This window comes from Citrobacter sp. 50677481, assembly GCF_001463265.1.
Classification (GTDB): Bacteria; Pseudomonadota; Gammaproteobacteria; order Enterobacterales; family Enterobacteriaceae; genus Citrobacter_A; species Citrobacter_A sedlakii.
The window spans coordinates 1-21,291 of sequence record NZ_LNHZ01000079.1 but is presented as its reverse complement, the minus strand read 5'-3'; the positions used below and the strand labels follow the sequence as shown (position 1 = coordinate 21,291).

General features: G+C 51.3%; 28 protein-coding genes. All 28 read left to right on the top strand.

Features of this window, described 5'->3' with window-relative positions:
• Nucleotides 1–11: 11 nt before the first annotated feature.
• Nucleotides 12–1,808 carry a VWA domain-containing protein gene (locus APU02_RS24015; protein ID WP_000039319.1) on the top strand — a complete coding sequence of 599 codons (1,797 nt, stop codon included), beginning with the start codon at nucleotides 12–14 and terminating at the stop codon, nucleotides 1,806–1,808.
• A gap of 61 nt (nucleotides 1,809–1,869) precedes the next feature.
• Nucleotides 1,870–2,205: a hypothetical protein gene (locus tag APU02_RS25635; protein WP_001447572.1), complete on the top strand. Its 336-nt coding sequence runs from the start codon at nucleotides 1,870–1,872 to the stop codon at nucleotides 2,203–2,205.
• 264 nt (nucleotides 2,206–2,469) lie between these two features.
• The gene (locus tag APU02_RS24010) at nucleotides 2,470–3,009 is read left to right on the top strand and encodes a hypothetical protein (RefSeq protein ID WP_060571463.1); all 540 of its coding nucleotides are present in this window, start codon (nucleotides 2,470–2,472) and stop codon (nucleotides 3,007–3,009) included.
• A 90-nt stretch (nucleotides 3,010–3,099) separates the two neighbouring features.
• Nucleotides 3,100–3,600 (top strand): hypothetical protein, encoded by a 501-nt coding sequence (locus APU02_RS24005; protein ID WP_000793769.1) that lies wholly within the window; start codon nucleotides 3,100–3,102, stop codon nucleotides 3,598–3,600.
• A 73-nt stretch (nucleotides 3,601–3,673) separates the two neighbouring features.
• Nucleotides 3,674–4,558, top strand: coding sequence for a hypothetical protein (locus APU02_RS24000; protein ID WP_000477209.1), 885 nt, complete (start codon nucleotides 3,674–3,676; stop codon nucleotides 4,556–4,558).
• A gap of 65 nt (nucleotides 4,559–4,623) precedes the next feature.
• Nucleotides 4,624–4,848 (top strand): class I ribonucleotide reductase maintenance protein YfaE, encoded by a 225-nt coding sequence (gene yfaE / locus APU02_RS23995; protein WP_001102700.1) that lies wholly within the window; start codon nucleotides 4,624–4,626, stop codon nucleotides 4,846–4,848.
• A 61-nt stretch (nucleotides 4,849–4,909) separates the two neighbouring features.
• Complete coding sequence (locus APU02_RS23990; RefSeq protein ID WP_000026577.1) at nucleotides 4,910–5,299, top strand: hypothetical protein; 390 nt, start codon at nucleotides 4,910–4,912, stop codon at nucleotides 5,297–5,299.
• A complete protein-coding gene (locus tag APU02_RS25965) occupies nucleotides 5,289–5,741 on the top strand; it encodes a hypothetical protein (protein ID WP_001176699.1) in 453 nt (150 codons plus the stop codon). The genes APU02_RS23990 and APU02_RS25965 overlap by 11 nt, the downstream gene beginning before the upstream one ends.
• A gap of 337 nt (nucleotides 5,742–6,078) precedes the next feature.
• Nucleotides 6,079–6,270 carry a hypothetical protein gene (locus tag APU02_RS23980; protein WP_000651508.1) on the top strand — a complete coding sequence of 64 codons (192 nt, stop codon included), beginning with the start codon at nucleotides 6,079–6,081 and terminating at the stop codon, nucleotides 6,268–6,270.
• A gap of 68 nt (nucleotides 6,271–6,338) precedes the next feature.
• The gene (locus tag APU02_RS23975) at nucleotides 6,339–6,692 is read left to right on the top strand and encodes a hypothetical protein (protein ID WP_000994741.1); all 354 of its coding nucleotides are present in this window, start codon (nucleotides 6,339–6,341) and stop codon (nucleotides 6,690–6,692) included.
• Between the two features lie 191 nt (nucleotides 6,693–6,883).
• Nucleotides 6,884–7,228: a hypothetical protein gene (locus tag APU02_RS23970; protein ID WP_000209093.1), complete on the top strand. Its 345-nt coding sequence runs from the start codon at nucleotides 6,884–6,886 to the stop codon at nucleotides 7,226–7,228.
• Nucleotides 7,229–7,305: 77 nt separating this feature from the next.
• Nucleotides 7,306–7,608 (top strand): hypothetical protein, encoded by a 303-nt coding sequence (locus APU02_RS23965; RefSeq protein ID WP_000410925.1) that lies wholly within the window; start codon nucleotides 7,306–7,308, stop codon nucleotides 7,606–7,608.
• A gap of 77 nt (nucleotides 7,609–7,685) precedes the next feature.
• Nucleotides 7,686–9,311: a DNA cytosine methyltransferase gene (locus tag APU02_RS23960; RefSeq protein WP_000201432.1), complete on the top strand. Its 1,626-nt coding sequence runs from the start codon at nucleotides 7,686–7,688 to the stop codon at nucleotides 9,309–9,311.
• A gap of 60 nt (nucleotides 9,312–9,371) precedes the next feature.
• On the top strand, nucleotides 9,372–9,803 hold the full coding sequence (locus APU02_RS23955; RefSeq protein ID WP_000687894.1) for a hypothetical protein: 432 nt from the start codon (nucleotides 9,372–9,374) through the stop codon (nucleotides 9,801–9,803).
• 73 nt (nucleotides 9,804–9,876) lie between these two features.
• Nucleotides 9,877–10,431 (top strand): hypothetical protein, encoded by a 555-nt coding sequence (locus APU02_RS23950; protein ID WP_001093867.1) that lies wholly within the window; start codon nucleotides 9,877–9,879, stop codon nucleotides 10,429–10,431.
• Between the two features lie 232 nt (nucleotides 10,432–10,663).
• Complete coding sequence (locus APU02_RS23945) at nucleotides 10,664–11,050, top strand: hypothetical protein (protein WP_000042274.1); 387 nt, start codon at nucleotides 10,664–10,666, stop codon at nucleotides 11,048–11,050.
• 87 nt (nucleotides 11,051–11,137) lie between these two features.
• Nucleotides 11,138–13,591, top strand: coding sequence for a phosphoadenosine phosphosulfate reductase (locus APU02_RS23940; protein WP_001187969.1), 2,454 nt, complete (start codon nucleotides 11,138–11,140; stop codon nucleotides 13,589–13,591).
• Nucleotides 13,592–13,792: 201 nt separating this feature from the next.
• Nucleotides 13,793–13,996 (top strand): hypothetical protein, encoded by a 204-nt coding sequence (locus APU02_RS23935; protein WP_000050847.1) that lies wholly within the window; start codon nucleotides 13,793–13,795, stop codon nucleotides 13,994–13,996.
• Nucleotides 13,997–14,067: 71 nt separating this feature from the next.
• On the top strand, nucleotides 14,068–14,673 hold the full coding sequence (yfbR, locus tag APU02_RS23930) for a 5'-deoxynucleotidase (RefSeq protein ID WP_000071870.1): 606 nt from the start codon (nucleotides 14,068–14,070) through the stop codon (nucleotides 14,671–14,673).
• Nucleotides 14,666–14,935 carry a hypothetical protein gene (locus tag APU02_RS23925; RefSeq protein WP_000184110.1) on the top strand — a complete coding sequence of 90 codons (270 nt, stop codon included), beginning with the start codon at nucleotides 14,666–14,668 and terminating at the stop codon, nucleotides 14,933–14,935. Before yfbR ends, APU02_RS23925 begins: the two co-directional genes overlap by 8 nt.
• A gap of 13 nt (nucleotides 14,936–14,948) precedes the next feature.
• Nucleotides 14,949–15,167, top strand: coding sequence for a hypothetical protein (locus APU02_RS23920; RefSeq protein ID WP_000260293.1), 219 nt, complete (start codon nucleotides 14,949–14,951; stop codon nucleotides 15,165–15,167).
• A 73-nt stretch (nucleotides 15,168–15,240) separates the two neighbouring features.
• Complete coding sequence (locus APU02_RS23915; RefSeq protein WP_000064432.1) at nucleotides 15,241–15,798, top strand: hypothetical protein; 558 nt, start codon at nucleotides 15,241–15,243, stop codon at nucleotides 15,796–15,798.
• Nucleotides 15,799–15,872: 74 nt separating this feature from the next.
• On the top strand, nucleotides 15,873–16,103 hold the full coding sequence (locus tag APU02_RS23910; RefSeq protein ID WP_060560592.1) for a hypothetical protein: 231 nt from the start codon (nucleotides 15,873–15,875) through the stop codon (nucleotides 16,101–16,103).
• A 35-nt stretch (nucleotides 16,104–16,138) separates the two neighbouring features.
• Nucleotides 16,139–17,331, top strand: a protein-coding gene (locus APU02_RS23900; protein ID WP_085955245.1) for an IS3-like element ISKpn18 family transposase whose coding sequence is annotated in 2 segments (ribosomal slippage) — nucleotides 16,139–16,415 and nucleotides 16,415–17,331 — 1,194 coding nt in all. Because the reading frame shifts where the segments join, the coding sequence is not laid out codon by codon here.
• A 51-nt stretch (nucleotides 17,332–17,382) separates the two neighbouring features.
• A complete protein-coding gene (locus tag APU02_RS23895) occupies nucleotides 17,383–18,030 on the top strand; it encodes an NgrC (RefSeq protein WP_169006708.1) in 648 nt (215 codons plus the stop codon).
• 458 nt (nucleotides 18,031–18,488) lie between these two features.
• Nucleotides 18,489–18,875, top strand: coding sequence for a hypothetical protein (locus tag APU02_RS23890; RefSeq protein ID WP_001077336.1), 387 nt, complete (start codon nucleotides 18,489–18,491; stop codon nucleotides 18,873–18,875).
• A 177-nt stretch (nucleotides 18,876–19,052) separates the two neighbouring features.
• On the top strand, nucleotides 19,053–20,780 hold the full coding sequence (locus APU02_RS23885; protein ID WP_000122922.1) for a toprim domain-containing protein: 1,728 nt from the start codon (nucleotides 19,053–19,055) through the stop codon (nucleotides 20,778–20,780).
• Nucleotides 20,767–21,045 carry a hypothetical protein gene (locus APU02_RS23880; RefSeq protein ID WP_000268337.1) on the top strand — a complete coding sequence of 93 codons (279 nt, stop codon included), beginning with the start codon at nucleotides 20,767–20,769 and terminating at the stop codon, nucleotides 21,043–21,045. The genes APU02_RS23885 and APU02_RS23880 overlap by 14 nt, the downstream gene beginning before the upstream one ends.
• Nucleotides 21,046–21,291 lie beyond the last annotated feature (246 nt).

Genomic DNA, 21,291 nt, shown 5'->3' with positions numbered 1-21,291 from the left:
GGAGAAAAGATATGTCCAAAAAACGCACCATTTACAGCGCTCTACCAATCGTGGCCGCAGCCTATGGTGAAAAACTCGGTGTCAAAGTCGCCATCGGTAACGATGACGCATACACCGATGGTAAGACCATCGTGGTTCCGAATATCCCCGACGACTATCCTCACATGGATGCTGTCTGGGGGTATTTGGCCCATGAAGCAGCCCATGTCCGGTTTACGGACTTTGGTGTTGAGCGCCGCAGAGGTCTTCATGCTGAGTTGTCCAACGTTTTGGAGGACTGCCGCATAGAACGGGCCATGATGGAACTCTTCCCCGGTACGTCGCAGACCCTGAATGAGGTTGCTCGCTATATGGCTCAAGCTGGTCATTACGAGCACGTCACAGACAAAGAGGCCCCTGCCTCCATTCTGACAGGGTTTTGTTTGTACTGGTTGCAAACCAAGGCTGTAGGGCAATCCGTCCTTCAACCCTATCTCGATTCGGCTACCCCCGTATTCGAGCGCGTGTTCCCTCAGGGTGTTGTTGTTCGGCTGAACGCTTTACTGCGTAAGGCTGTGAACACTAAGTCAACCGCAGAGGTGACATCCTTGGCCGACCAAATCATCAAGATGATCGAGGAGGAAAAGGAGAAAGAAGAGCAAAAGCCCCAGAATGGTCAGGATGGTAACAACCAGCAGAATGCTGGTGGCAACCAACCTCAGAACAGTCAGGGCGGAAGTGGTAACGATCAAAACCAAGGGCCTGATGCCAATGGTGGTGATCAGCAAGGTAAAGACCAGAAGCAAGACGATGCTAACGGGAAATCTGATCCGAAAGGACAGGGCGACCAAGGCAAGTCGGATACTGATGGTGGCAGCAAGGCAGGACAAAGCCAGGCTGGTGGCAATTCTGACGCGGCGAAACAAGACGCGGCCAAAATGCTCCAGCAGGTTCTGAATGCCGGTGCCGGTGATTTGCGTGGTGACGCGCATGATGCACTTAAAGCCGAGCTCAACCGGGTGGCTCAAGATAAGGGGGACAGTAGCTATATGACTGTTCGCTCTGCTGTGAACACCCAGGACAACCCTGCTGTTGGCAAAAGCCTGGTAGGGGATGTGAAGAGCACCACTTCAAAGATAAGAACGCAGCTCTACGGATTGGTCCAGGCCAGCCAGCGAGTTGCTCACCGTAACCAACGATCAGGGAAGCGTGTGGATGCTCGGAAACTACATCGTGTAGTGACGGGTGATACCCGCGTATTCCTCAAGCCAGAAGCCAAGAAACGCCCTAATACGGCGGTTCACATCCTGGTTGATATGAGCTCCTCGATGGCCTACAAGGCCGCCAATGGAAAGGAGCGTCAAGACATTGCGCGGGAAGCGTCCTTGGCTATTTCGATGGCTCTGGAAGCAATACCCGGCGTAAACCCGGCAGTCACCTTTTTTGGTGGCAACCGGAACCAGCCAGTGTTCAGTGTCGTGAAGCATGGAGATACGGTTCAGAATCGGGCCGGTCGGTTTGGGTTCAAAGCAACTGGCGGTACGCCTATGGCGGAAGCTATGTGGTATGCAGCTTTTGAACTCACCAAGACCCGTGAAGAGCGAAAAATGTTGATCGTAGTGACTGACGGGCAGCCTCAAAGCGCCCCGGCATGTCGCTCAGTGATTGACCTCTGTGAACGAAGCGATGTTGAGGTGATCGGCATAGGGGTAGAGACTACCGCAGTGTCAGGACTGTTCCAAAAGAACATTGTCATTGATGATGCGGCAGCTCTGCAACGCACACTGTTTAAGTTGATGGAGCGGTCATTGACTGCTTTTGCAGCTTAACAGGAAGTGAAACGACAAACGGCTATCCCTTCGGGGGTGGCCGTTTTTATTTGGAGAGTCTATGAACCAATTCCATTCATCTTTGGATTTGTATCATCGGAACAAAGGTAGAAGGGCTACAGTGCCGGAGACGCCTTTTTTACTGCTTGCTAAGCGCATTCCTCCGATGTACTGGAGACTGTTCCAGGGTGTTACTTTGGATAGTCGTATGGGATACACAGGCAGGCGGCAGTTCCACCGTCTTGGGCAAGCAATCGACTGGGCAAAGTCATCAGTTGGCGATTCCTGGTCAAATAAGCGCTTTCACAAGCCGGTAGGCCTCGATGTATTGCTGGCCTGTACTGCGAGTAAGGTGCCTGAACATCTGGTCGAAGAACTGAAAAGACGGGGCAGTTGATGCGTCTTTGAGCTTTGCACCCGAAAAGGGCAGTTTGAGCGTTCCTGTTCACACAGCTCTCGTGGAACAATCAAAGTGAGGAGGGAATACCCTCCCACTTTCTCAGAGGCCTTCATTGAGGGTTGCTGAGAAAGTGAATTTTGTCCTCTCTGAGGGCGAAACGTGCGATAGCTGGTCGCCAAAAACAAACAGCATTCAACCTCAGCCTAAGGGCGCACTGCGCCTGACAGGCTCTGTGTGCCCAAGTTACTTTAAGGAGCACACATGTCTCATCTGAACAATCTCAAATCCGTAATGATCTCTCTCGCCGCCGAACATAAGCTGCCTGAAATCTACCAGGATGACATCACTACCGATGTGGAGTCTCTGGAACGATTCGATGGTTTACGTCTGGTCTGGCTGTTGCGGTCTTGCGGCAGCGTATTGGTGCCAGCGGAAGTTGGCGTTAATCCGATCTATATCACCCATTGGTTGTGGTCTAACCACGGTCAACAGGTGGTTCCATTCTCTGTGGATACCCGCACGGGGTTGATTGAAAAAATCGACTTCGAGCAAGCTGAAAAGCTGATCATGCAGATGCCTTGCAACCTCTCTTCATTGCAGAACAAGGAATACTTGGTTGACCAGGTAAACCGAGTATTGCAACGAGGTTGTGAAATGCGTATCTGGGGTATCTTCGAGTCTCCAAGCTCGGTGGAATCCGTTGGTGGTTGGAAAGAGTGGCAGAGCTATTTCAGCTCTACTGGGAATCGACTGATGGCCGATTTCGTTGGTAAAGCCATTCGATTCACCAACCCTCGATAAATCGCCGTTCAACCATTAACCCTAATTAACCCTATGGGGCTCCGATAGCCCTGAGGGGACGGGGCTCCGCAATCGCAATAAGGAGTCCCTATGAAAAACCTATCAGCTTTGGAAGCAGTTCTTGACTACGACAAACCTTCTCGACGTTTTCTTGATGAGCTCAACGAAAACCAGATGAAGGATTTGTCCGGGGAAATCTTCGCCAAGCTCTACTGGAGCAAGCGTAATCCCCAGTGGTACGAGAAAGACACCAATCGGCTGTTTGCACGACTTCGTTGGGTTCAGCGCATCATCAAGAAGCGCTTGAAAACCGGCAAGGTTAAACCTGAACTGACAGAAAATGGTTCAGTGATGGAGCGCTTCAACTTCCCTTATGGTGACACTCTCGATTTCTTCCATCGGTACTTGCGACATCCCAAATGGGAGGTTGTGTATCAAGAATCGGGGTGCAGTGCCTTTTGGAAAAATGAAGCAACGCTTGAGCTATGCACCTACTGCGAAGGTGATGTGGTCATGATGAAGGCTCCTGATGAAGCAACCTTCTTTCGTGATTGCAATCGCCTTAGCTGGTGGTATGCAGATAACGCTTGATCTTAATCCCTAACCAGGGGCGAACCGGCCCCTGATGGGAGCATGGTGCGCCCCATCTATGATGGAGGACGCCATGTTCAAATCATCAGTATGCTCCTACGAAAACAGGGGGCCTTACGGAAACAACAAGTACCGAGGCAACTGCTCGGGCTTTATCGTTAAAGACTTCATTGAGTCTTACATGAGAAAGCCGAACGGGCTGGTGGCAGACCCAAGTGTTGGGGGTGGCTCTAGCATCGACGTTGCCAATGAACTTGGTGTCCGTTTCAAAGGGACAGACTTGCATCAGGGGTTCAACCTGTTGCGGGATGACTTCCTTTCGTTCCTCGGAGAGCCTGCACACCTGATCTGGTGGCACCCTCCTTACTGGGACATGATCCAGTATTCAGGTAAGCAGTGGGGCGAGCCCAACAAATGGGATATGAGCCGCATGAATTTGCCTGAGTTCGTTGAAGCCCTTGAGCTGGCCGTTATGAATATTCATGACGCCTGTGAGCGAGGAGGGCATTACGGAATCCTCATGGGAAACCTGAGGCGCGATGGGGATTATTTCAACCTGTCCAGCCTTGTGGAACGTATCGCACCTGGGAAGCTGGTGGATGAGATCATCAAAACACAGCACAACTGTGTGAGTGACCGAACTCAGTATTCCGGGAAGCTGGTGCGTATCGCCCATGAAAAGCTGTTGGTGTTTCGTCGTAACGACGTTGCCTCATCGCTCTGTCTTCTTGCTGCCGTACACCGTCGAGCAACCAATATGGTTTCGACTACGTGGAAAGCTGCAATACGCCGAACCCTACAGGGGAAAACGTTGAAGCTGGAGCAGATTTACAAAGAGATTGAACCCTACGCAAAGCATCGAGAGAACAACCACTGGCAAGCAAAGGTCAGGCAAGTTCTTCAAGATGCCAGGTTCTTTATTCGCATCGAGGTAGGTGTCTATGCACTTGCTGAGTAGCCCAACCGGGGCGTGACATCCCGGAGGGGATTGGTCGCGCTCATCAACAACAAAGGAGCGTGACCATGAACGTACAACTTCAAGCCAGCAACAATGTGCTGTTGGCGCAAATCGAAAGCAAAGGCCTCACTGTTGAAACGCATTGTCGCAGTGGCTTTTGTGGCATGTGCCGGGTTCGTCTACTCGAAGGTCAAGTGGCTTATGACGAGACGCCCATCGCATTTGTCAAAGAAGGGGAAGTGTTGGTTTGCTGCGCTAAAGCAAAAACCGATGTGACCTTGGAAATTTAACCCATCCGGAGGAGCCTTTCCTGCGGGTGGGGCTCCTCTATCCATTACGAGGAGAAACACTATGTCTATCAATACCAAAGTTGAACAAATCGCATACGGTCATGCTACCGCTCTAGTGCTCAGTGAACTGGGCCAACAAGAGAATTGGTGCAAGGCTTATGAGTATTTGTCTGAGTGTGTAGAACGGGGAGACGAACCTGAGGATCTGGTCGTTTGGCAACCGTTTGAGCACTGGGAATGGAAAGACATTCTGGAGCAGATCGAGAGCGAAGCCGAGTCTCTGCTTTCGACTATTAAGTCGGTTTTAGGCTTGGCCCACAAAGGCATCATTCAGTCAGCAATTGACTGCTCTCTGGATTCGGACATGACCCAGCTTGACCTGATTGGAATGGTCGAGCTCGGAAGTGAAATCGAAGATGGGGAGTGTGCTGGAGGTGGCTATGCAGCTTAACCGATACACGGCCAGGGAGTCTGACAAAAGTCGGATACTTCGGACCATAGGCTGGTGCAAGCGCAACCACCTTACACTTGCCGGTCTTCCATACGAGGACAATCTTGCAGGAAGTGATGGGATCAGCATAGAGATCATCACTCCTCCTGGTATGTCGCGGGAAATGTTGGAGCAAGCCGTCAGAGAGGGGTATTCAGAGCGAGATGTCGTAAGGCATCGCATTCTGGAGTGCCCTGTCGGTTGGTTCATGGAAGCTGATGGCAAGGCATTTGATCATGAAGTGTTCCACGATTACGTGGTGGCTCATGGTTATGGCGAACCTTCCAGCGAAGCCTATGAGCTGGCGGAGCGGTGGTTCTGGCAGGGCAACGATTATGCGTTGATAGCTGCGGAAATAGTTGCTCGTGATCTTTGTGTTCGTGATGACGAAGATGAGGACTGATCCTATGGATGCTGTAGCGCATATAGCAGCAGATAACCTTGTACCGGCATGTGGAGGTGCAGAGAAGCCGTTTACCGTTAGTGGTAGACAGTGGCTTTACTGCTATCACCCAGCCAGTGGGAGGCACTGCTACTTAGACCTCGATAATGACCGTCCAGTCTGGCATCGAGGATTTCATCCTGCTTTTCATCCTGAGCTTGAGTTCGCTGATGAAGCTGAGTTGCTTCGACCAGTTGAGCGAAAGCCTGACCATGAAGAGCTGGAGGATTTTTACTTTTAACCCACGGGGCCGCTCTTCCTGATGGGAGACGGTCCTCCATTCTCAAAGGAGAAGACCATGAAAGATCACAGTCAAACGATTGTGTTCCCTGGGAACAATGTTGAATCACTTGCTGAGGCTAACGCCATGTTGAGCGCTGTGTCGGAAGATGCACGTAAAGCCAGCAATACGGAAGACAAACGTGACCTTGAATCGCTTCAAGGCTGGCTGGAAGAGAACATCAATTCTCAACTGGCAGGCGTGAAGTAACTATGACTGTAACCCCACTGGGGGCTTCATGCCCCTGTGGGGGCATGGTGCCCGTAAAAGGAGTCACCATGAATGCAGTGAAGATGATCCAGAAGGAAAACCAGCTTGAGCTGCCGCTTTTCTTCCTGGATGAAGAGCCGAAGACCGCAGAAGTCATTCCATTTGAGCCAAAGCCTGAATGGACTGATGATGAGGTAAGGCAGTTACGTGATGGGCTTTTATGGCATAGCCTTAGAGTCCTTGCTGATGGTCGAGCTGGAAGTGAAATCAAGCAGGAAACGATGGCTTGGGTGATGTCCGATGAGGTACATCCATTCTCATTTGTGGTCTGCTGCGATGAAGCAGGTTACGATCCATCTGGAGTAAGGGAAGGCGTGAAGTCTATCCTAAACCGCTTAGCGCGGGTTAAAGCGGGGGGTTAACCCCCTGCTTTCCCAGTGGCATCGACTTTCACATGTGAAAGTTTGTGCCCCTCGGAAAGCAAGATTTTGCTCTCTGTCGAGAGTGAATAGTGAGGTAGCTGGCCTCCCCAAACAAACAGCATTCTACATAACCCTTGGGGGATCACTGCCCCTCGGGCTGGTGGTTCCCTGACAAACATGGAGCCACAACTATGACTACTCTTGCCAGCTTTGCGAATCCGATTTCTGTTATTCAACGCTCACCAACCAGTGGGGTGTTTGGCACAAATCAGTTCGTAGGAGACAAAGAGGGATTTGTACAAAAGGTGCTCGGAAAGTGGTACTGCAATCCAGGGAATACCATTCCCGTTGAGAGCATGTCCCACCTTGAGCAGGCGGAGAAACTGTATGACTTCTATGTCAAGTATCTCCAAGTGAAAGAAAAGATCTCTGTGAACCTTGGCCGGGTGCTGCATAAGCTGTACAGCACTGGTTCTATCAAGGAAGCAGAGATCGTGCTTGAAGCAATAAAGGCTCAGGCTGGCGTAACAGCTTGAGCAATCTACTAACCCTAAACCGGGTGCATCCGCCCGGTTCGGGACGTGGTGCGCCCCCAAACTATTTGGAGTGCATCATGGAAAAACATAACCTCAAATCCGGATTCAGCATCTATTTCGCTGACGTCCATTTCGAGAAACAAGTCTACGCATTCGGCTCAGGACTTGGCTTCACCTCTGTGATTTACGCCTACTCGCTGGGCCGAGATCCGGAAGAAGCTGAGAAGCTGGCGCTTGAAAAGTACGACTCTGACGAAACGAAGGTGAAGAAGGTGCATGTCAATCTGGCTCGCAGCCAGGACATCAACCGCTACACCTTCCCTGAACAAATGGCTGGCTTTGCTAATGCCATTCAGTCTCACGGCATCGCTGTGAACTGAGAACCACTTTAAACCCATCGGGGCCATTACTTCCCGATTGGGACGGTAGTGGCCTCTCAACCGAAAGGAGAGAGCTCATGGCTACTATCGTAAACACCAAGTTAGGAGAACATCGAGGCAAGAAGCGCGTCTGGCTGGAAGGCCAAAAGCTACTGCGTGAAGGTTACTATCCTGGCATGAAGTATGATCTGGAGCTGAAAGATTCCCAGGTTGTGCTTCGCGTCAAAGAGGAGGGTAAGTTCACCATCAGTAAGCGTGAGCGCAATGGCCGGGTGTCTCCAATCATCGATCTGACCGTGCAGGAGCTTGCTACCGTTTTTGACGGTGTAGAGATGCTCCGCGTGTTCATCCGTAACGGCGCAATTGTGATCTCTGCTCACCATCAACAAGAGCGAGTGATCGAGCGCGTCAACCGGCTTATCAGTAAGCTGGAGAATGGAGAATCGCTTTCGGTATGCAGCCTCTTTCATGGGGGTGGTGTGCTTGATAAAGCGATTCACGCCGGTTTTCACAAGGCGGGAATTGCCAGTGCCATATCTGTGGCCGTGGAGATGGAAGGGAAATATCTCGATTCGTCTTTGGCAAATAACCCGGAGCTTTGGAACGAAGATTCTATTGTTATCGAATCGCCAATCCAGGCTGTGAATCTCAGCAAACGCCCACCACAGGTGGATGTTTTGATGGGGGGCATACCGTGTACCGGCGCGTCAAAGTCAGGTCGCAGTAAGAACAAGTTGGAGTTTGCCGAATCGCATGAGGCGGCAGGTGCCATGTTCTTCAACTTCCTGCAATTCGTAGAAGCGCTAAACCCAGCCGTTGTGCTGATTGAGAACGTGCCTGAGTACCAGAACACCGCTTCGATGGAAGTGATTCGTTCGGTGCTCTCTTCGTTGGGTTACTCCCTACAAGAGCGCATTCTCGACGGCAATGAGTTTGGGGTTATTGAGCGCCGCAAGCGTCTTTGTGTTGTTGCGCTTTCCCACGGGATCGACGGGTTTGAACTTGAGAAGGTTCAGCCTGTTCGCACCAAGGAAAGTCGCATACAGGACATCCTGGAGCCAGTTCCGCTCGATTCTGAACGTTGGAAGTCATTTGACTATCTGGCTGAGAAGGAGTTGAGAGACAAAGCTGCTGGCAAGGGGTTCTCTCGCCAGCTTCTGACTGGCGACGATGAGTTTTGCGGCACCATAGGTAAGGACTATGCAAAATGCAGAAGTACCGAACCTTTCATTGTTCATCCAGAACAGCCGGAGTTGTCTCGCATCTTTACACCGACAGAACATTGTCGAGTGAAAGGGATACCAGAGGAACTCATCCAAGGTCTGTCGGACACTATTGCCCACCAGATTCTCGGGCAATCGGTAGTCTTTCCCGCGTTCGAGGCTTTAGCCCTCGCATTAGGGAACAGCCTGTGGAGCTGGGTTGGAATGATGCCAATCATGGTCGAAGTCGTGGATGAATCACAGCCGGTGATCGGTGGTGAAGACTTCCATTGGGCAACGGCATTGGTTGACGCAAAGGGCACTCTCAAGCTGTCACCGGCAGCGAAAAAACAGGGGATGCCCTTCAACATTATGGATGGTCAATTGGCTGTCTATTCACCTAACGGAACTAAAAAGAGCTGCGGCCATGAGCCTTGCGAATATCTCCCGGTAATGATGTCCGGAGACGCAATCATGGTCACTTCATCTTTGGTTCATTAGTAACTCACCGGGGCAATGCCGAAAGGCCTTTGCTCCGGCCTATCCGAAAGGAGAGTAATCATGAAAATCGAAACTGTTGTGCCTTTACCTCCCGAGGATTCAGGCCTTCAACACTGCATTGCCAGGTTCCATAACCGCAACATGGATTCCAAGCGAAAAGACAAGACCCGTTTTTTCAGGAGGGAGCCGGTTATGATCGTAAACCCAGAGACCAAAGCAAAGGTTCTCCGGTATGCGATGGGCAACCCTGGGAATTTATCCATCACAAAGCTGGCGGTCGCGCTGGATTACGATGCGGTAGATGCTCTGGGTGTTCGTTTTAAAGACACTGTAAATCTTGAGGTTCGCAGAGCCAGGCGCTGGGAAGTCTGGCAGTGGTTCTGGAACCATCCGGATCAAAGTGTCCAACTGTCAATCAAATTGGGCGTGGTTGGCGCTGTGTTGGGAGTCATGGGCTTCCTGACTGGCGTAGCTCCGTACCTCTTGGGATAAACCAATAAAGCCGTTAACGGGCAATGTAAGTCCGGAGACGGCTTGCATTGCTCTCTCGAAAGTGGAGAGTCAAATGAACACATTAGAACAACTTGTAAATCAGAGAGTGCTTGAGGAAGGTCTGAAAAAGGCGAAGCCATTGGCCGCGCAAATGGGGCTTGAATCTGTACCTGATGAGATGCTTGAAATGATCTGCCCAAACTTGAACTACTCTGGGCAGTTTACGCCAGCTCTGTACGCGAGATTTCAAAGCGTAAAGCGATTACTGAAAGAGTTGTCGGAACAAACCTCACCTAAGCACGGGCATATTGTGAAGTTTACCAACCAATATGGGAGCTACGATGAGTCAGCTTTGCTGTTCAAAGAAGGCGACGTCAGAAACCAGAACTTGGTTGCTTGTGTGGGCGGGAAGACGATAAATCTCGGAGAGCTAGAGCTTCGAGATTATGGGCTCAATATGCACATCGGTTGCGGTGGACCATTTGAGCCGATCTCAGAAGCGCAGATTCAGTCCTTGTCTGAGTTTGACTTCTATGAGACGACCTACAGATTCTGGGGCCAGAATCCATGTGGAAACGGGATGATAGACATCACCGTCCCTATGAAACGTTGGTTCTTGACTGTGTAGCTTCAACCTGAGTGCGCCGAGAAATCGGCGTACCGGCCCCTTAAAAAGGGTAATCAGCGCAGGGGGAAACCCCGCGCTTTCCCAAGCATCTCGGTTTCCCAGGGTGCTTCGGAAAGTGCCTTAGGCGCTCAAGTGCGGTAGCTGGCTGCCAAAAACAAACAGCAAATTATCAACCCTGACGGGAGCACCTCCTGTTAGGGGGGCTCCGTCATAAACTGAACGGAGATATAGCATGTCTAAAAACGTCAACGATGTTTTTTCAAACCGAACTTCTTTGGAATGTACTGTGAATGCAGCGCTGGATCGTCGTATCGGTCTGCGTGTCGGGTTCCCTCATTACAGAGAAGGAGCAAACGGTGTGGTTTGTGAGATCGAAGCAGAGTACCCATTGCTCAACACTCATTCGAGTGTTGCATGGCCCCTGCTCGATGAACTCAACAGTTACACCATCCAAAAAAACCAATCGCTCATTGATCACATTGATAATGCGGTCGCTGAACTGTTGAAACACAAGGCTCGTCTACAGCTTGATATTCAAAAGCTGCAAGACGGTGACATTGATCTGGTGAAACAGGCCAAGCAGCAATACGAAGACAACCAGATGTCGAGTAGCAGCTAGTTCAGGTCTGATAGCCAGGATTCAATTTTAACCCTACCGGGGTGCTTTCCCGGAAGGGATGGGCACCCTGCTAATCCAGGAGGCCCTATGCAACAAACATTAAACTTTGATCTATCAGAACAACCCATCCCAGTGCTTTTGCGTGGGGATAAGTGGGATTCTGTTTGGTCAGAACTGACTGATAACGAGGATTTGAACTTCGTTGATGCCAGTAGAGGAACCAGTCTGTCATCGTTGATCACGTCATCGGTTGAGTCCATTCACACGGCCTTAATTGATGGGTGGACCATGATGATCGGCTATTCCAGTGGTAAAGATTCTGAAACGGTCTTGCACCTGTTCCTGATGGCCCTGATCCGGGCTGTAAGGAGTGGGGCGACCATCAGCCAGCACCACTTCATCTTGCACACTGACACACTGATCGAAAGCCCAGAGGTAAGGTGGCTGGCGGATCAGAAACTGGCCGAGCTGGAGCGTTTCATTGCGAAGGAAAACCTTCCTCTGACCATCGTTCTAGCAAAGCCTGGGATCTCGCAGAGTTGGACGGGCCGAATCCTTACTGGGAGGGGGTTGCCTACGTTTTCCAACTCCACGGCCCGCCAGTGTAGCCAGGATTTAAAAATCACCTCTGCCAAAAGAGCGAAGGCAGCTTATATGCGAGAGCTTCCCAAAGAGGTTCGACAGAAAGTCTGCCTTTTGCTGGGCAGTCGTGATGCTGAAAGCACTATTCGTGCGGCCAACATTGCAAAACAGCGAGGAAGCTCAGATCGCGTCATTAAGACGAAAGATGGGGGTGAGCTGTATGTGGTGAAAAACTGGTTGGCGAGTGATGTCTGGGAGTTCTTACTATCCGCTGGCATGGGCTCAGCATATCCTCTGCCAAGTTACTTGGAGAGCAATGTCACTACGGCAGAGCTTTACAAGGCGGCAACAGGGGAGTGCGTGTGGTCGGCAACAGAGAAGAAGGCCAGTGACGCCTGTGGCGCTCGCTTCGGTTGCTGGGCTTGCCAGGCTGTTGGGTTGGATAAGTCAATGGAGACGTTGCTTGCCACGGACCCTGAAAGGCATGGCTATATGTCGGGGCTGAACCGCATCCAGCGCTACTTGGCAAAACGCCGGTACGCATGGGAAGACCGCCATCCCGTAGGTCGAACGATTTACGAGGGCGGATACATCAAAATACAGCCGGACGTTTACAGTCCTGTTTTCCTAGAACGATTGCTTCATGTCTGTTGCAGCATGGACTACATGGAGCAAAAGAGAGCTGATGAGCTGGCATACAAGCTGGCTACTGGTCAAGCAGAGGATAACGACTGGAACCGTCGAATGGCAGAGCCACAATTCCGGATCATATCGGAAGAGGCTTTAGTCCATATCGACTTCATGTGGGCCTTCCATCATTTCAATGATAAGCCTTTCCATGCCCTGGAGATTTACCACAGGGTTTGGTCGATGGGTGATCTGGACTTGCTGGAAGACGAGCCGCAGTGTGAAACCGTTCCTCAGTCACCAATTCCGAAGCCATTGTGGTTGAAGGTTGGTCGCTGGGGCGATGGTTCGCTTTCTGATGGCTTGGCCGATCCGTTAGCGGAAATGGCTTACTTTGACGGCGGGGATGACCCGTTGGCAGCGCAAGTGATCAATACCGCAGACGGAAAGAGAAGGGTGGTTTGCTTCGCAGAAGATGATGAAGTGAAAGTCGATCCCGACTCCGCTGCGTTCATCATCTGGAACGAATACCCGCGACTAAGGGAGTCTGTACTAAAGGGACATTATACGCCCGGTAGTGCAGCGCAGTTCTACCTTCGGTTCGGAGCAATCCAGCTTGCGAAAGGAAAAGGCGCTTTGTATCACCGTATGATGCAAAGAGGTCAAACCTACCACCAGATGGGCCTTACAGGGCTACAGACGATGGAAGGAATCCAACAGCGCAAGGATGTCAAAGTGCTTAGCGATGCTAAGTACAAAGATCTGGTGAAGCGAAAAATCAAGGGAAGACTGGCAACGGTACGCTGGTGGGTCAACTTGCACTTAACGTTCAAGTACCATCTGCACCACCGTACTCCGACGGGGTTGTTCATCGAGAAGCAACTTGACCAGGAAGCAATGGAAGAACAGAAACGGCATCAGGAGCGATGGTTTAACTACGTGACTGACGCGATGCTTTGTTACTCCAGCGCATTCTGTATGAGCGTCATGGAAGGGCGAGAGGGGAGCGGAAACGCCAACATTCGTCGTTACATGGCCGCGACCAGAAGGAAGGCTTATACGGCCCTCTGCGAGCTCTTGGACAATACTGACGCCCAGTGGATGAATGATGTGGTCCAGAGTGCCGTAGGGCAGTATGAGGCGATACAGGCAGCCCTAACCGAAGGTTCCGCGCTTGCTATCTATCTCGACTGGATCAACCTACTGTCAAAACGCCATCCAGCCTCTTTGGAGCGACATGTCAGAACGATGATCAAGGCGGTTCAACGCTTACATCGCCGCGACGACACAGAGTTGCAAAGAGGACAGCAAGGCTTGTCCTTGGCCGCATAAAAAGCCCTCCTTCGGGAGGGCTTTTTCTTTTGCACCCCAAAAGGGCAATTACAGCGTTTTACCCTTTTAGGTGGCTGTCATACTCTTTGTTCATTGTCAGCGCTTGCTGGCTATAACGGTAGCTGGCCCAAAACAGCAATAACCTAACCCCTCGGGAGGAAACCCCTCCTGGGTTCTCTCCCACAAACAAAGGAGAGAAGCATGAGCCTAGACAAGTTAAGTCGGCTGGTGGACCAACAACGAAAGATCCAGGATGAAATCGACAATGAAATCATTCTGGCCGTCAAAGAGGTGTTGGCTACAAACTCAGTCGGTTTAGCCCGTGAGCTTGTTGGGGGTGTCCCGCAAGATCATCCATTCCATCCGTTTTTACTCGCTATAGCTAAGCAGCTTGACCCGAGATAACTAAGTAACCCAACCGGGTACACCAAGGCCCGGTCGGCTTTGGTGTACCTCCAACCAATTTTGGAGGCACTATGTCTAATTCAAATTTCGGCTTTCTAGCTCTGGCCTTGCGCCAACGCCTGATCAAACGCTGGTCACTGATGCACTCTGTTCAACCGGAGTCTGTGTTGGAACACAGCGCTGTTGTTACCCTGCTTTCCTACCTGGCTGGCAATATTGCCATTCAGCAAGGGAAGTCGGTGGATCTGGCAGTCATGCTTGCTCATGCTTCGTTGCATGATGCAGCCGAGGTTCTCTGTTCGGATGTTGTAACACCGGTCAAGAAAGCAAACGCTGTTTTGCAGCGTGAGTTTGAACGACTGGAAAAGGCCGCAGAGGACAAACTCATCCAGACTCTTCCCGAAGAACTCCAGGATGCAGTCGCCATAGCCTTCGCTCCCGGTGGCTATGAACAATCACTGGTTAAGGCCTGTGATACCTACTCCGCTTACATCAAGTGCAAACTTGAGGTGGCCGCAGGTAATGGCCTTGAGTTCCAGGATGCTCTCAGCAAAATGGAACGTGTTGTTGCTCAGGTGAAATCGGACTTCCCGGAAATCGACGCTCTGGACAAATGGTTTGGTAACGGACTCGGCCATTCAGTAGATAAACTGCTGGCAGGGGGTAACGATGACTAATCCAATCCCTGGCGACATCAAGATTAAGGACTTTGGCCGCGACCGGAAATTCCGTTCGGTTGATGAGCTTCAAAGCACTTTGTCAGAACAGTACAAAGGTCAGCATGTCAGCATCGTTTACCCTGCAAAGCCCAGCGGTTTACTCCGCACGGTTTTTGTCAGTGTCGATGATGCTGGTGGCGTGAATCGAACCTATGGGGACCAGTCTCCTGTCGATTTTTCTGCCATCAAAGATGACCTGTATGTACCAAGTGACCTGTAGGAGAGCACTAGCTATGGTGGTGATCATCGTAAACACAGGACACTATGAGTTTATCGGCCTTGGTGAGACCCACGGACAAGCCACAGAAGGGCTTTTGAAACGCTGGGACGAACACTGCGAACGTAATCCGGATGCTGAGTCTGGTTACATGCAGGAGCTGATAGAAGAAGGAAGCGCACAAGTTGTCGAGATGGAGCCCGGCTCCGCCGTAATTTACGGACTTGACGGCTAAGCCTTCTCAACTAACCCACTCGGGCGCATCATCCCGAGAGGGTGTGGTGCGTCCTAACCAAAAGGAATGCACTATGTCTAACTTTGAACAAGCTCTGGAGCGTACTGACGGTAAAACACTGATTCTCAGCAATGGGAGTAAGTGGGCAGGCCAAGACCCGGACAGTATTCAGACTTTACTGGATGTCCTGGGTGACAACGTTCTTGACCCGATGTTTGAGCAGTATCACTGTTATCGCCCATACCCGTTTGAACCAATGGTGAGGACGGGGCGAAATGGCGAAATGTTCCAGCCTTGGCTTGGGGCAGCCTGCTTCTTTGGGAACTTCCTGACTGTCTCTCATGTTTTCAACATCATCACGAAAGATGACGGTGTTGTTGAGGCCTTAACAGAGGCGATCCGGAAGAATATGGCGACTGAACAGTACCAGCAGAATGCCTATGAGCGTTATGCCGGTTGGTTCTACGCTGAAACCAGCGAAGGGTTAAGGCTAGTCTCTCCAAGTGAGGCTGCCGACATCCGAGCTGGCGCAGTTTCAAAGCTGCGTTACCCAAGAAACTTCGAGGTTATGAAAACTGCGGTTCTCAAAGGTCCTCGATTTGATACTGAATTAAGCCGCAAGGCTTCTTAACCCAAACATTAACCCCACGGGGGACATCGGTCCCTGAGGGGATGGTGTCTCCCTCTGAAATTAAGGAGATACCAATGATTAAACAGCATTTTCAAAACGAACTGGTTAAGTGTGGATACCCGGATGATCTGACGATTGAGTACAGTCTCGGATACTGCCAGGGGGATGGCGTAGCCTTCTACGGGGATTTGAGCGTTGATGACGTCAAAGCTCTCATGAATCGCCTATTCAGCACTGAGCCCGGCCAAGTGGATGCTGTCAGCCGCGTGAAGAATGTTGTGGTCAAATTTAAATGGACACTTTGATCGGGTGTTTTCCCCCCGACAAGGAACATGAAGAGATGACCGACAAGACAACCGACACAACCAAGAATCGCCGAACCTTTGATCCAGCGTTCAAGTTACAGGTGGCGCGCATGGTGCGCGAGCAAGGCGTCAGCGTCAGCCAAGTCTGCCGCGAAATGAAGCTGACCGAAAGTGTGGTCCGACGCTGGGTACACCAACTGGATGACGAGTCAGCCGGCAGGCCGGGGATTGGTAAACCGTTAACGGCTGAGCAGCAACGTATTCGAGAACTGGAAGCCGAAGTCAGGCGACTAAAATCAGACAATGAATTATTAAAAAAAGCTTCGGCCTTCTTCGCACGGGAAATAAAGTGATCCACGATGTTGTCACTGAGTTAGCGAAGCAGGCCCCGATCAAGCAGGTCTGTCAGGCGTTGGACATCAGTCGCTCTGGTTACTACGCAGCGCGTCGCAGAGTCAATACACCCAAACCTATTTGCCAGGACAGCGTGCATGCTCAGGCGGTTTTTCTTGCCAGTGGTCGCACCTATGGCAGTCGTCGTTTGAGTGCAGCCCTGCGTGCCCAGGGCCATGATGTTGGACGTCATCGCTGTCGTACCTTGATGAAAGCCTGTGGACTCAAGGCCTGTTGGCGTCGCAAGTTCGCTCATACCACCGATAGCAAACACCATTTGCCGGTGGCAGAGAACGTGCTCAACCGTCAGTTTGAGCCTGAAGCACCCAATACGGCCTGGGTGTGCGATGTGACGTACATTCGGACCGACAGCGGTTGGCTATATCTGGCCGCTGTGCTGGATCTGTATTCACGTCGCATCGTGGGTTGGTCCATGGCACCGACCATGCCTGCACAGCTGGTGTGCGATGCGTTGAGCATGGCTATTTCGGTTCGCCAACCGGCACCGGGTTTATTGGTTCATTCGGACCGGGGCAGTCAATATGCCAGTGCTGAACACCGGCAATTACTTGAAAACCATGGTCTGGTACTCAGCATGAGCCGCAAGGGTAATTGCTGGGACAATGCCGTGATGGAGCGGTTCTTTCTGAATTTGAAAATGGAGCGTGTCTGGCAGACTCGGTATGCCAACCATACAGAAGCCAAACAAGACATCACCGACTACATCGTTAACTTTTATAACAGTACCCGATTGCATTCAAAACTTGGCTACCGATCACCCGCACAGTACGAAACGCTGGCCAGCCCTGCCGCCCAGTTGCCCGCCTGTGCATAACCCTACCATCTGATCGGCGTGTCCAAAAAAACTTGACCACAACAGAACCTGATGGCACAGAAAGACATTGAGAATATGCTTTCTGTCCTCCGCGAATATGGTTCCTGTGACCTGTCCATTACTCGGAATAGTCACGGGCATCACTACAGCCATTGGAACTGCATGAACATCGACGACAACGTGGACTTCACAGGGATCTTCCCTGATGATGATTCCATGATTGGCACCGGCATTGAAGGGATTAACCAGGATATGGTCGAGCGCTGGCAAGACCTCTGGGAACGCTTTGTGCTGGAGCTGGCGGATGATGTAAAAAGTCTTTCCAAGAAGCTCGAAGCGGACGGGTACTCGCTGATCGAGGCCTCTCCATGCGAAGATGAAGTGGTTTGGGAACGGGCCACTGAAAACTACCTGGTGCGTGTTACTGAACTCCCTGAGCGGGATTTCGATATGGGCCACTGGGATGACGAAGTAAGAGACCAAACAATTTGTTCTATCCTGGAAGGGAAAGAGCGAGTGCTTGGCCTACGTGTTGAGGTACTCTCTCGTGAAAACGAGATTGTCCTGGGTGAAGAGAGTCTGCACGGCTTGACCGTTGCCAGTGATGACAAGAGCTACGCTGGCTACAGACGAGAACTTCTCCGGGGAGCTATCCAGCAAACCAGGGACTTTTTCTCTCGCCACCTCAAAGCGGCATAACAAGGCAGGGGGAAACCCCTGCTTTACTTCCCAAGTCTTCTTACTCATGGTGAATACCATCAGTAAGCAGATTTTGTTCTCTTCGGAGAGCGAAAAGTGCGATAGCTGGTCGCCAAAAACAAACAGCAAATTAACGTTAATTTATTAATCCCTGCGGGAGTCTATCTCCTGCTGGAGATACCTCCCGTTATTTCTGGAGGTATCCATGAACAAATTCCAAGACTTTAAGTTGGTTTATCGTCAAGGTGGTCGTCGCTTAGAGCGTGTCTTTACGGACACTCTTTACGCGAATGTGAAGCGTGTCGCTGACTCGTTTCCTCCGACCGTTCTTTGGCGCATTCAGCCAGCGTAAAACTCGGAACCTTAAAGCTCGGCTTTGGCCGTGACCTTTCAATAACCCATGCGGGTACACTTCCCCGCACGGGGTAGGTGTACCCATTAACTTTGGAGTACACCTTATGAACCAAGTAGCTAAATTGGACCTCGCCCAAATCCGTCAACAAGCCATCAATGATGGTCTGCTGGTGGACCAATCTTCCATCGGTAAACAAGCTGGTTTCCTGACCAATGTGGCAGTGACCCCGGCAATTGTCGATGGAGTATTTGGTGCAGATGGTAAGCACTCGGTAGAAGACTTCCTTTTCATGTTTTTGCAGCTTTGTGTTGCTCAAACAAAGGTCGCTTTTACCGACAACAAGAATTGGGGAAAGATTCGTCTTTATTACCCCATGCCCACTGTAGATGGCTTTTTCAAACCCACTGAGGTTGTGATTAAGTCAGATCCTGTAACCGCAGATGTCACAATCATGATGGCCTCGGAAGAGGGCGCTCATTTGTGCTTGTGATATTCACAAAATTCGCCTCCGTTTCGGGGGCGACCTTTTTAAACCCCTCGCCGGGGAGAACTCCCCGGCTGGGGAGCCTCCTTGGCACATTCTCCCGGTGTCGGGGTTTCCTTAAAACCCTGGCGACGGGGGTTTAAGGAAGCCTCGATGCTGGGGTTCACGCTAAGGAGAAAACCTATGTCTTACTACAAAGCTGACACCGTTCGTGAAGCTGCAAACGGAAACTGGCTATTCATCCTGGCGGCCCTAGCGCCCCATCTTGAACCAGCTCTCCGTAAACCTGGTCGTCATGTTTCTTGTCCTATCCACGGCGGGAAAGATGGCTTCCGACTGTTCAAGGATGCCCACCTGACTGGTGGCGGCGTATGCAATACATGCGGTGCCAATCATGATGGTTTTGAGCTGCTGATGTGGCTCAATAACTGGGACTTTAAACAGTGCCTGAGCGAGGTTGGTGATTATCTGGGCGTTGAGAAAGAGCAACCCCAGTATCAACAAGCCGCTGCACCGACACGAGCTCCTGTCCAGGCCAAAGCGCCTGTTCAGCAAGAGCCTATGAAGGTGAATAACAAGGTTCTCGATTCCAAGAATCGTAAAAAATCCATTGCCGGTACTCTGATTGCCCACGGTAAAGCTCCTTATGAGCATAACGAAGACAACGAGCTCAGCTACTTTGCCTTCATCCGTGACAAGAGCGGTTTGGAACGCACCATCTGGGGCGTGGATCTTGAAAGAGCCATTGGTGAAAGTGAAGCCAAGTATGGGGATGAGATCGTCATGACAAACCTCGGGCGCGAGCCTGTAACTGTCGTCGTTGAAGTTAAGGACGAGCAGGGGAATGTTGTGAGAGAACAACCTATGCAAACGCATCGCAACACCTGGCTGGTGGAACGTCGCGGCGCTACGGTAACGCAGTTCCGCGCTCGCTCGAACGGTGGTGTTGAGCCGGTGAGTCACCATGTTGAGTCGGCCCCTGTGGTCAACCGCAAGGTAGAAACTCCGGCACCGCAAGTACAACCTGCGGCCACACAACCGGAAGAGCAAAGCAGCGAAAATAAGCCGAAAGTTGTTCCGATGTTTCGTGAACAACCTAAGCCTTGGTTGCTTGAGCTCCAAGAAGAAATGGAGAAGAGAATGGAGCGCGAACGCGCTTACAGTGCTCGTCTCCGTGAGAAAATCGAGAAGGTATGGAACGAGTGTTTGCCGTTCTCCAGTCATGTGACTGAGCCAATGCGTCTGTACTTCAAAAACCGCGAGCTGCTGTTCAAAGTTGATGAAGTAGAAAAAACAGACTGTCTGCGGTTCAATCCGGCTATGGCCTACTACGACGAAGATGGCAATGAAGTTGGGAAATTCCCGGCTATCGTCTGCGCTATCCGAGATGTGGAAGGCAACCTGGTAACGCTCCACCGCACCTATCTCACCCAAAACGGTAAAAAAGCCAAGGTCGGCAACGCCAAAAAGATGATGCCCATTCCTGACGGTTTGGATGTCAATGGCGCGGCCATCCGCCTCGGTGAACCGACTGAGGGTATCCTGGGTGTTGCAGAAGGGCTGGAAACAGCTCTGTCAGCTTATCGAGTCACTCAAATCCCGGTTTGGTCAACGGTCAATGCCACCCTAATGGAGTCCTTCGAGGTTCCAGAAGGTGTTCACACCGTACTGATCTGGGCTGACAAAGATAAGTCTGTGACTGGGGAGAAGTCAGCGAACGTGCTGAAAGCCAAGCTGGAGAAGCGCGGCATTCGTGTGTACGTCCTGCTGCCTAAGCTCCCGATCCCGCCCAGAGCGAAAGGGATTGACTGGAACGATGTCCTGATGAGTCAGGGAAGCCTCGGTTTCCCGAATGCTCGCTACCTGCGCGATTTCATTGCGAGAAGGAGAGCTGAGTATGGCCGTCATTGATGTCTCGAAGGTTGATACAACGCCTGGTAACGACGCGGTGTGCCCCTTCTCTCCCCCTGAGGGGTGGGAGGGGGACTCTGCGGCCTACGTTGAGCTTATGCGGTCTCGGTATCGTCATCTGATGCACGGCCAGAGAATGATGGTGACAGCCTCCTTCGCAAGAAGGGAGCCTATCCAAGTTACTGGCCCGTTTGCTGATGAAGCGACGAAGATCATTAACTCAATGAAGATGAACAAGGCGAAGCCAACAGCTTTGTCTGCCTAAAACTTTAACCCTGAGGGGGTGTTCATGCCCTCTCAGGCATGATTCGCCTCCTCTTCAACTATGGAGGTAATCATGAAAAAGTTTTTGCGTATTAAGACGTGGTTTGTGCGTCTTTTCTCTCCTGACAAGAAGACTCTGGGAGCTATCGGTGAAGACCTGCGTAAGGTCGCCGTAACAGCCATCGGTGTCGGTATTGTAGGGGTCGTCTCAGAAAACGGAATCTATGGTCACTCCCGTTTTTGCAAC

Excerpts from the sequence above, each read along its gene's own strand:
- APU02_RS25635 (WP_001447572.1), top strand. The coding sequence starts at position 1,870 with ATGAACCAATTCCATTCATCTTTGGATTTGTATCATCGGAACAAAGGT.
- APU02_RS23955 (WP_000687894.1), top strand. The coding sequence starts at position 9,372 with ATGAAAATCGAAACTGTTGTGCCTTTACCTCCCGAGGATTCAGGCCTT.
- APU02_RS23920 (WP_000260293.1), top strand. The coding sequence starts at position 14,949 with ATGGTGGTGATCATCGTAAACACAGGACACTATGAGTTTATCGGCCTT.
- APU02_RS23880 (WP_000268337.1), top strand. The coding sequence starts at position 20,767 with ATGGCCGTCATTGATGTCTCGAAGGTTGATACAACGCCTGGTAACGAC.
- APU02_RS23890 (WP_001077336.1), top strand. The coding sequence starts at position 18,489 with ATGAACCAAGTAGCTAAATTGGACCTCGCCCAAATCCGTCAACAAGCC.
- APU02_RS24010 (WP_060571463.1), top strand. The coding sequence starts at position 2,470 with ATGTCTCATCTGAACAATCTCAAATCCGTAATGATCTCTCTCGCCGCC.
- APU02_RS23980 (WP_000651508.1), top strand. The coding sequence starts at position 6,079 with ATGAAAGATCACAGTCAAACGATTGTGTTCCCTGGGAACAATGTTGAA.
- APU02_RS23940 (WP_001187969.1), top strand. The coding sequence starts at position 11,138 with ATGCAACAAACATTAAACTTTGATCTATCAGAACAACCCATCCCAGTG.
- yfaE (WP_001102700.1), top strand. The coding sequence starts at position 4,624 with ATGAACGTACAACTTCAAGCCAGCAACAATGTGCTGTTGGCGCAAATC.
- APU02_RS23915 (WP_000064432.1), top strand. The coding sequence starts at position 15,241 with ATGTCTAACTTTGAACAAGCTCTGGAGCGTACTGACGGTAAAACACTG.
- APU02_RS24000 (WP_000477209.1), top strand. The coding sequence starts at position 3,674 with ATGTTCAAATCATCAGTATGCTCCTACGAAAACAGGGGGCCTTACGGA.
- APU02_RS23960 (WP_000201432.1), top strand. The coding sequence starts at position 7,686 with ATGGCTACTATCGTAAACACCAAGTTAGGAGAACATCGAGGCAAGAAG.
- APU02_RS23925 (WP_000184110.1), top strand. The coding sequence starts at position 14,666 with ATGACTAATCCAATCCCTGGCGACATCAAGATTAAGGACTTTGGCCGC.
- APU02_RS23965 (WP_000410925.1), top strand. The coding sequence starts at position 7,306 with ATGGAAAAACATAACCTCAAATCCGGATTCAGCATCTATTTCGCTGAC.
- APU02_RS23990 (WP_000026577.1), top strand. The coding sequence starts at position 4,910 with ATGTCTATCAATACCAAAGTTGAACAAATCGCATACGGTCATGCTACC.
- APU02_RS23895 (WP_169006708.1), top strand. The coding sequence starts at position 17,383 with ATGGCACAGAAAGACATTGAGAATATGCTTTCTGTCCTCCGCGAATAT.
- APU02_RS24005 (WP_000793769.1), top strand. The coding sequence starts at position 3,100 with ATGAAAAACCTATCAGCTTTGGAAGCAGTTCTTGACTACGACAAACCT.
- APU02_RS25965 (WP_001176699.1), top strand. The coding sequence starts at position 5,289 with ATGCAGCTTAACCGATACACGGCCAGGGAGTCTGACAAAAGTCGGATA.
- APU02_RS24015 (WP_000039319.1), top strand. The coding sequence starts at position 12 with ATGTCCAAAAAACGCACCATTTACAGCGCTCTACCAATCGTGGCCGCA.
- APU02_RS23885 (WP_000122922.1), top strand. The coding sequence starts at position 19,053 with ATGTCTTACTACAAAGCTGACACCGTTCGTGAAGCTGCAAACGGAAAC.
- APU02_RS23950 (WP_001093867.1), top strand. The coding sequence starts at position 9,877 with ATGAACACATTAGAACAACTTGTAAATCAGAGAGTGCTTGAGGAAGGT.
- APU02_RS23970 (WP_000209093.1), top strand. The coding sequence starts at position 6,884 with ATGACTACTCTTGCCAGCTTTGCGAATCCGATTTCTGTTATTCAACGC.
- yfbR (WP_000071870.1), top strand. The coding sequence starts at position 14,068 with ATGTCTAATTCAAATTTCGGCTTTCTAGCTCTGGCCTTGCGCCAACGC.
- APU02_RS23975 (WP_000994741.1), top strand. The coding sequence starts at position 6,339 with ATGAATGCAGTGAAGATGATCCAGAAGGAAAACCAGCTTGAGCTGCCG.
- APU02_RS23910 (WP_060560592.1), top strand. The coding sequence starts at position 15,873 with ATGATTAAACAGCATTTTCAAAACGAACTGGTTAAGTGTGGATACCCG.
- APU02_RS23945 (WP_000042274.1), top strand. The coding sequence starts at position 10,664 with ATGTCTAAAAACGTCAACGATGTTTTTTCAAACCGAACTTCTTTGGAA.
- APU02_RS23935 (WP_000050847.1), top strand. The coding sequence starts at position 13,793 with ATGAGCCTAGACAAGTTAAGTCGGCTGGTGGACCAACAACGAAAGATC.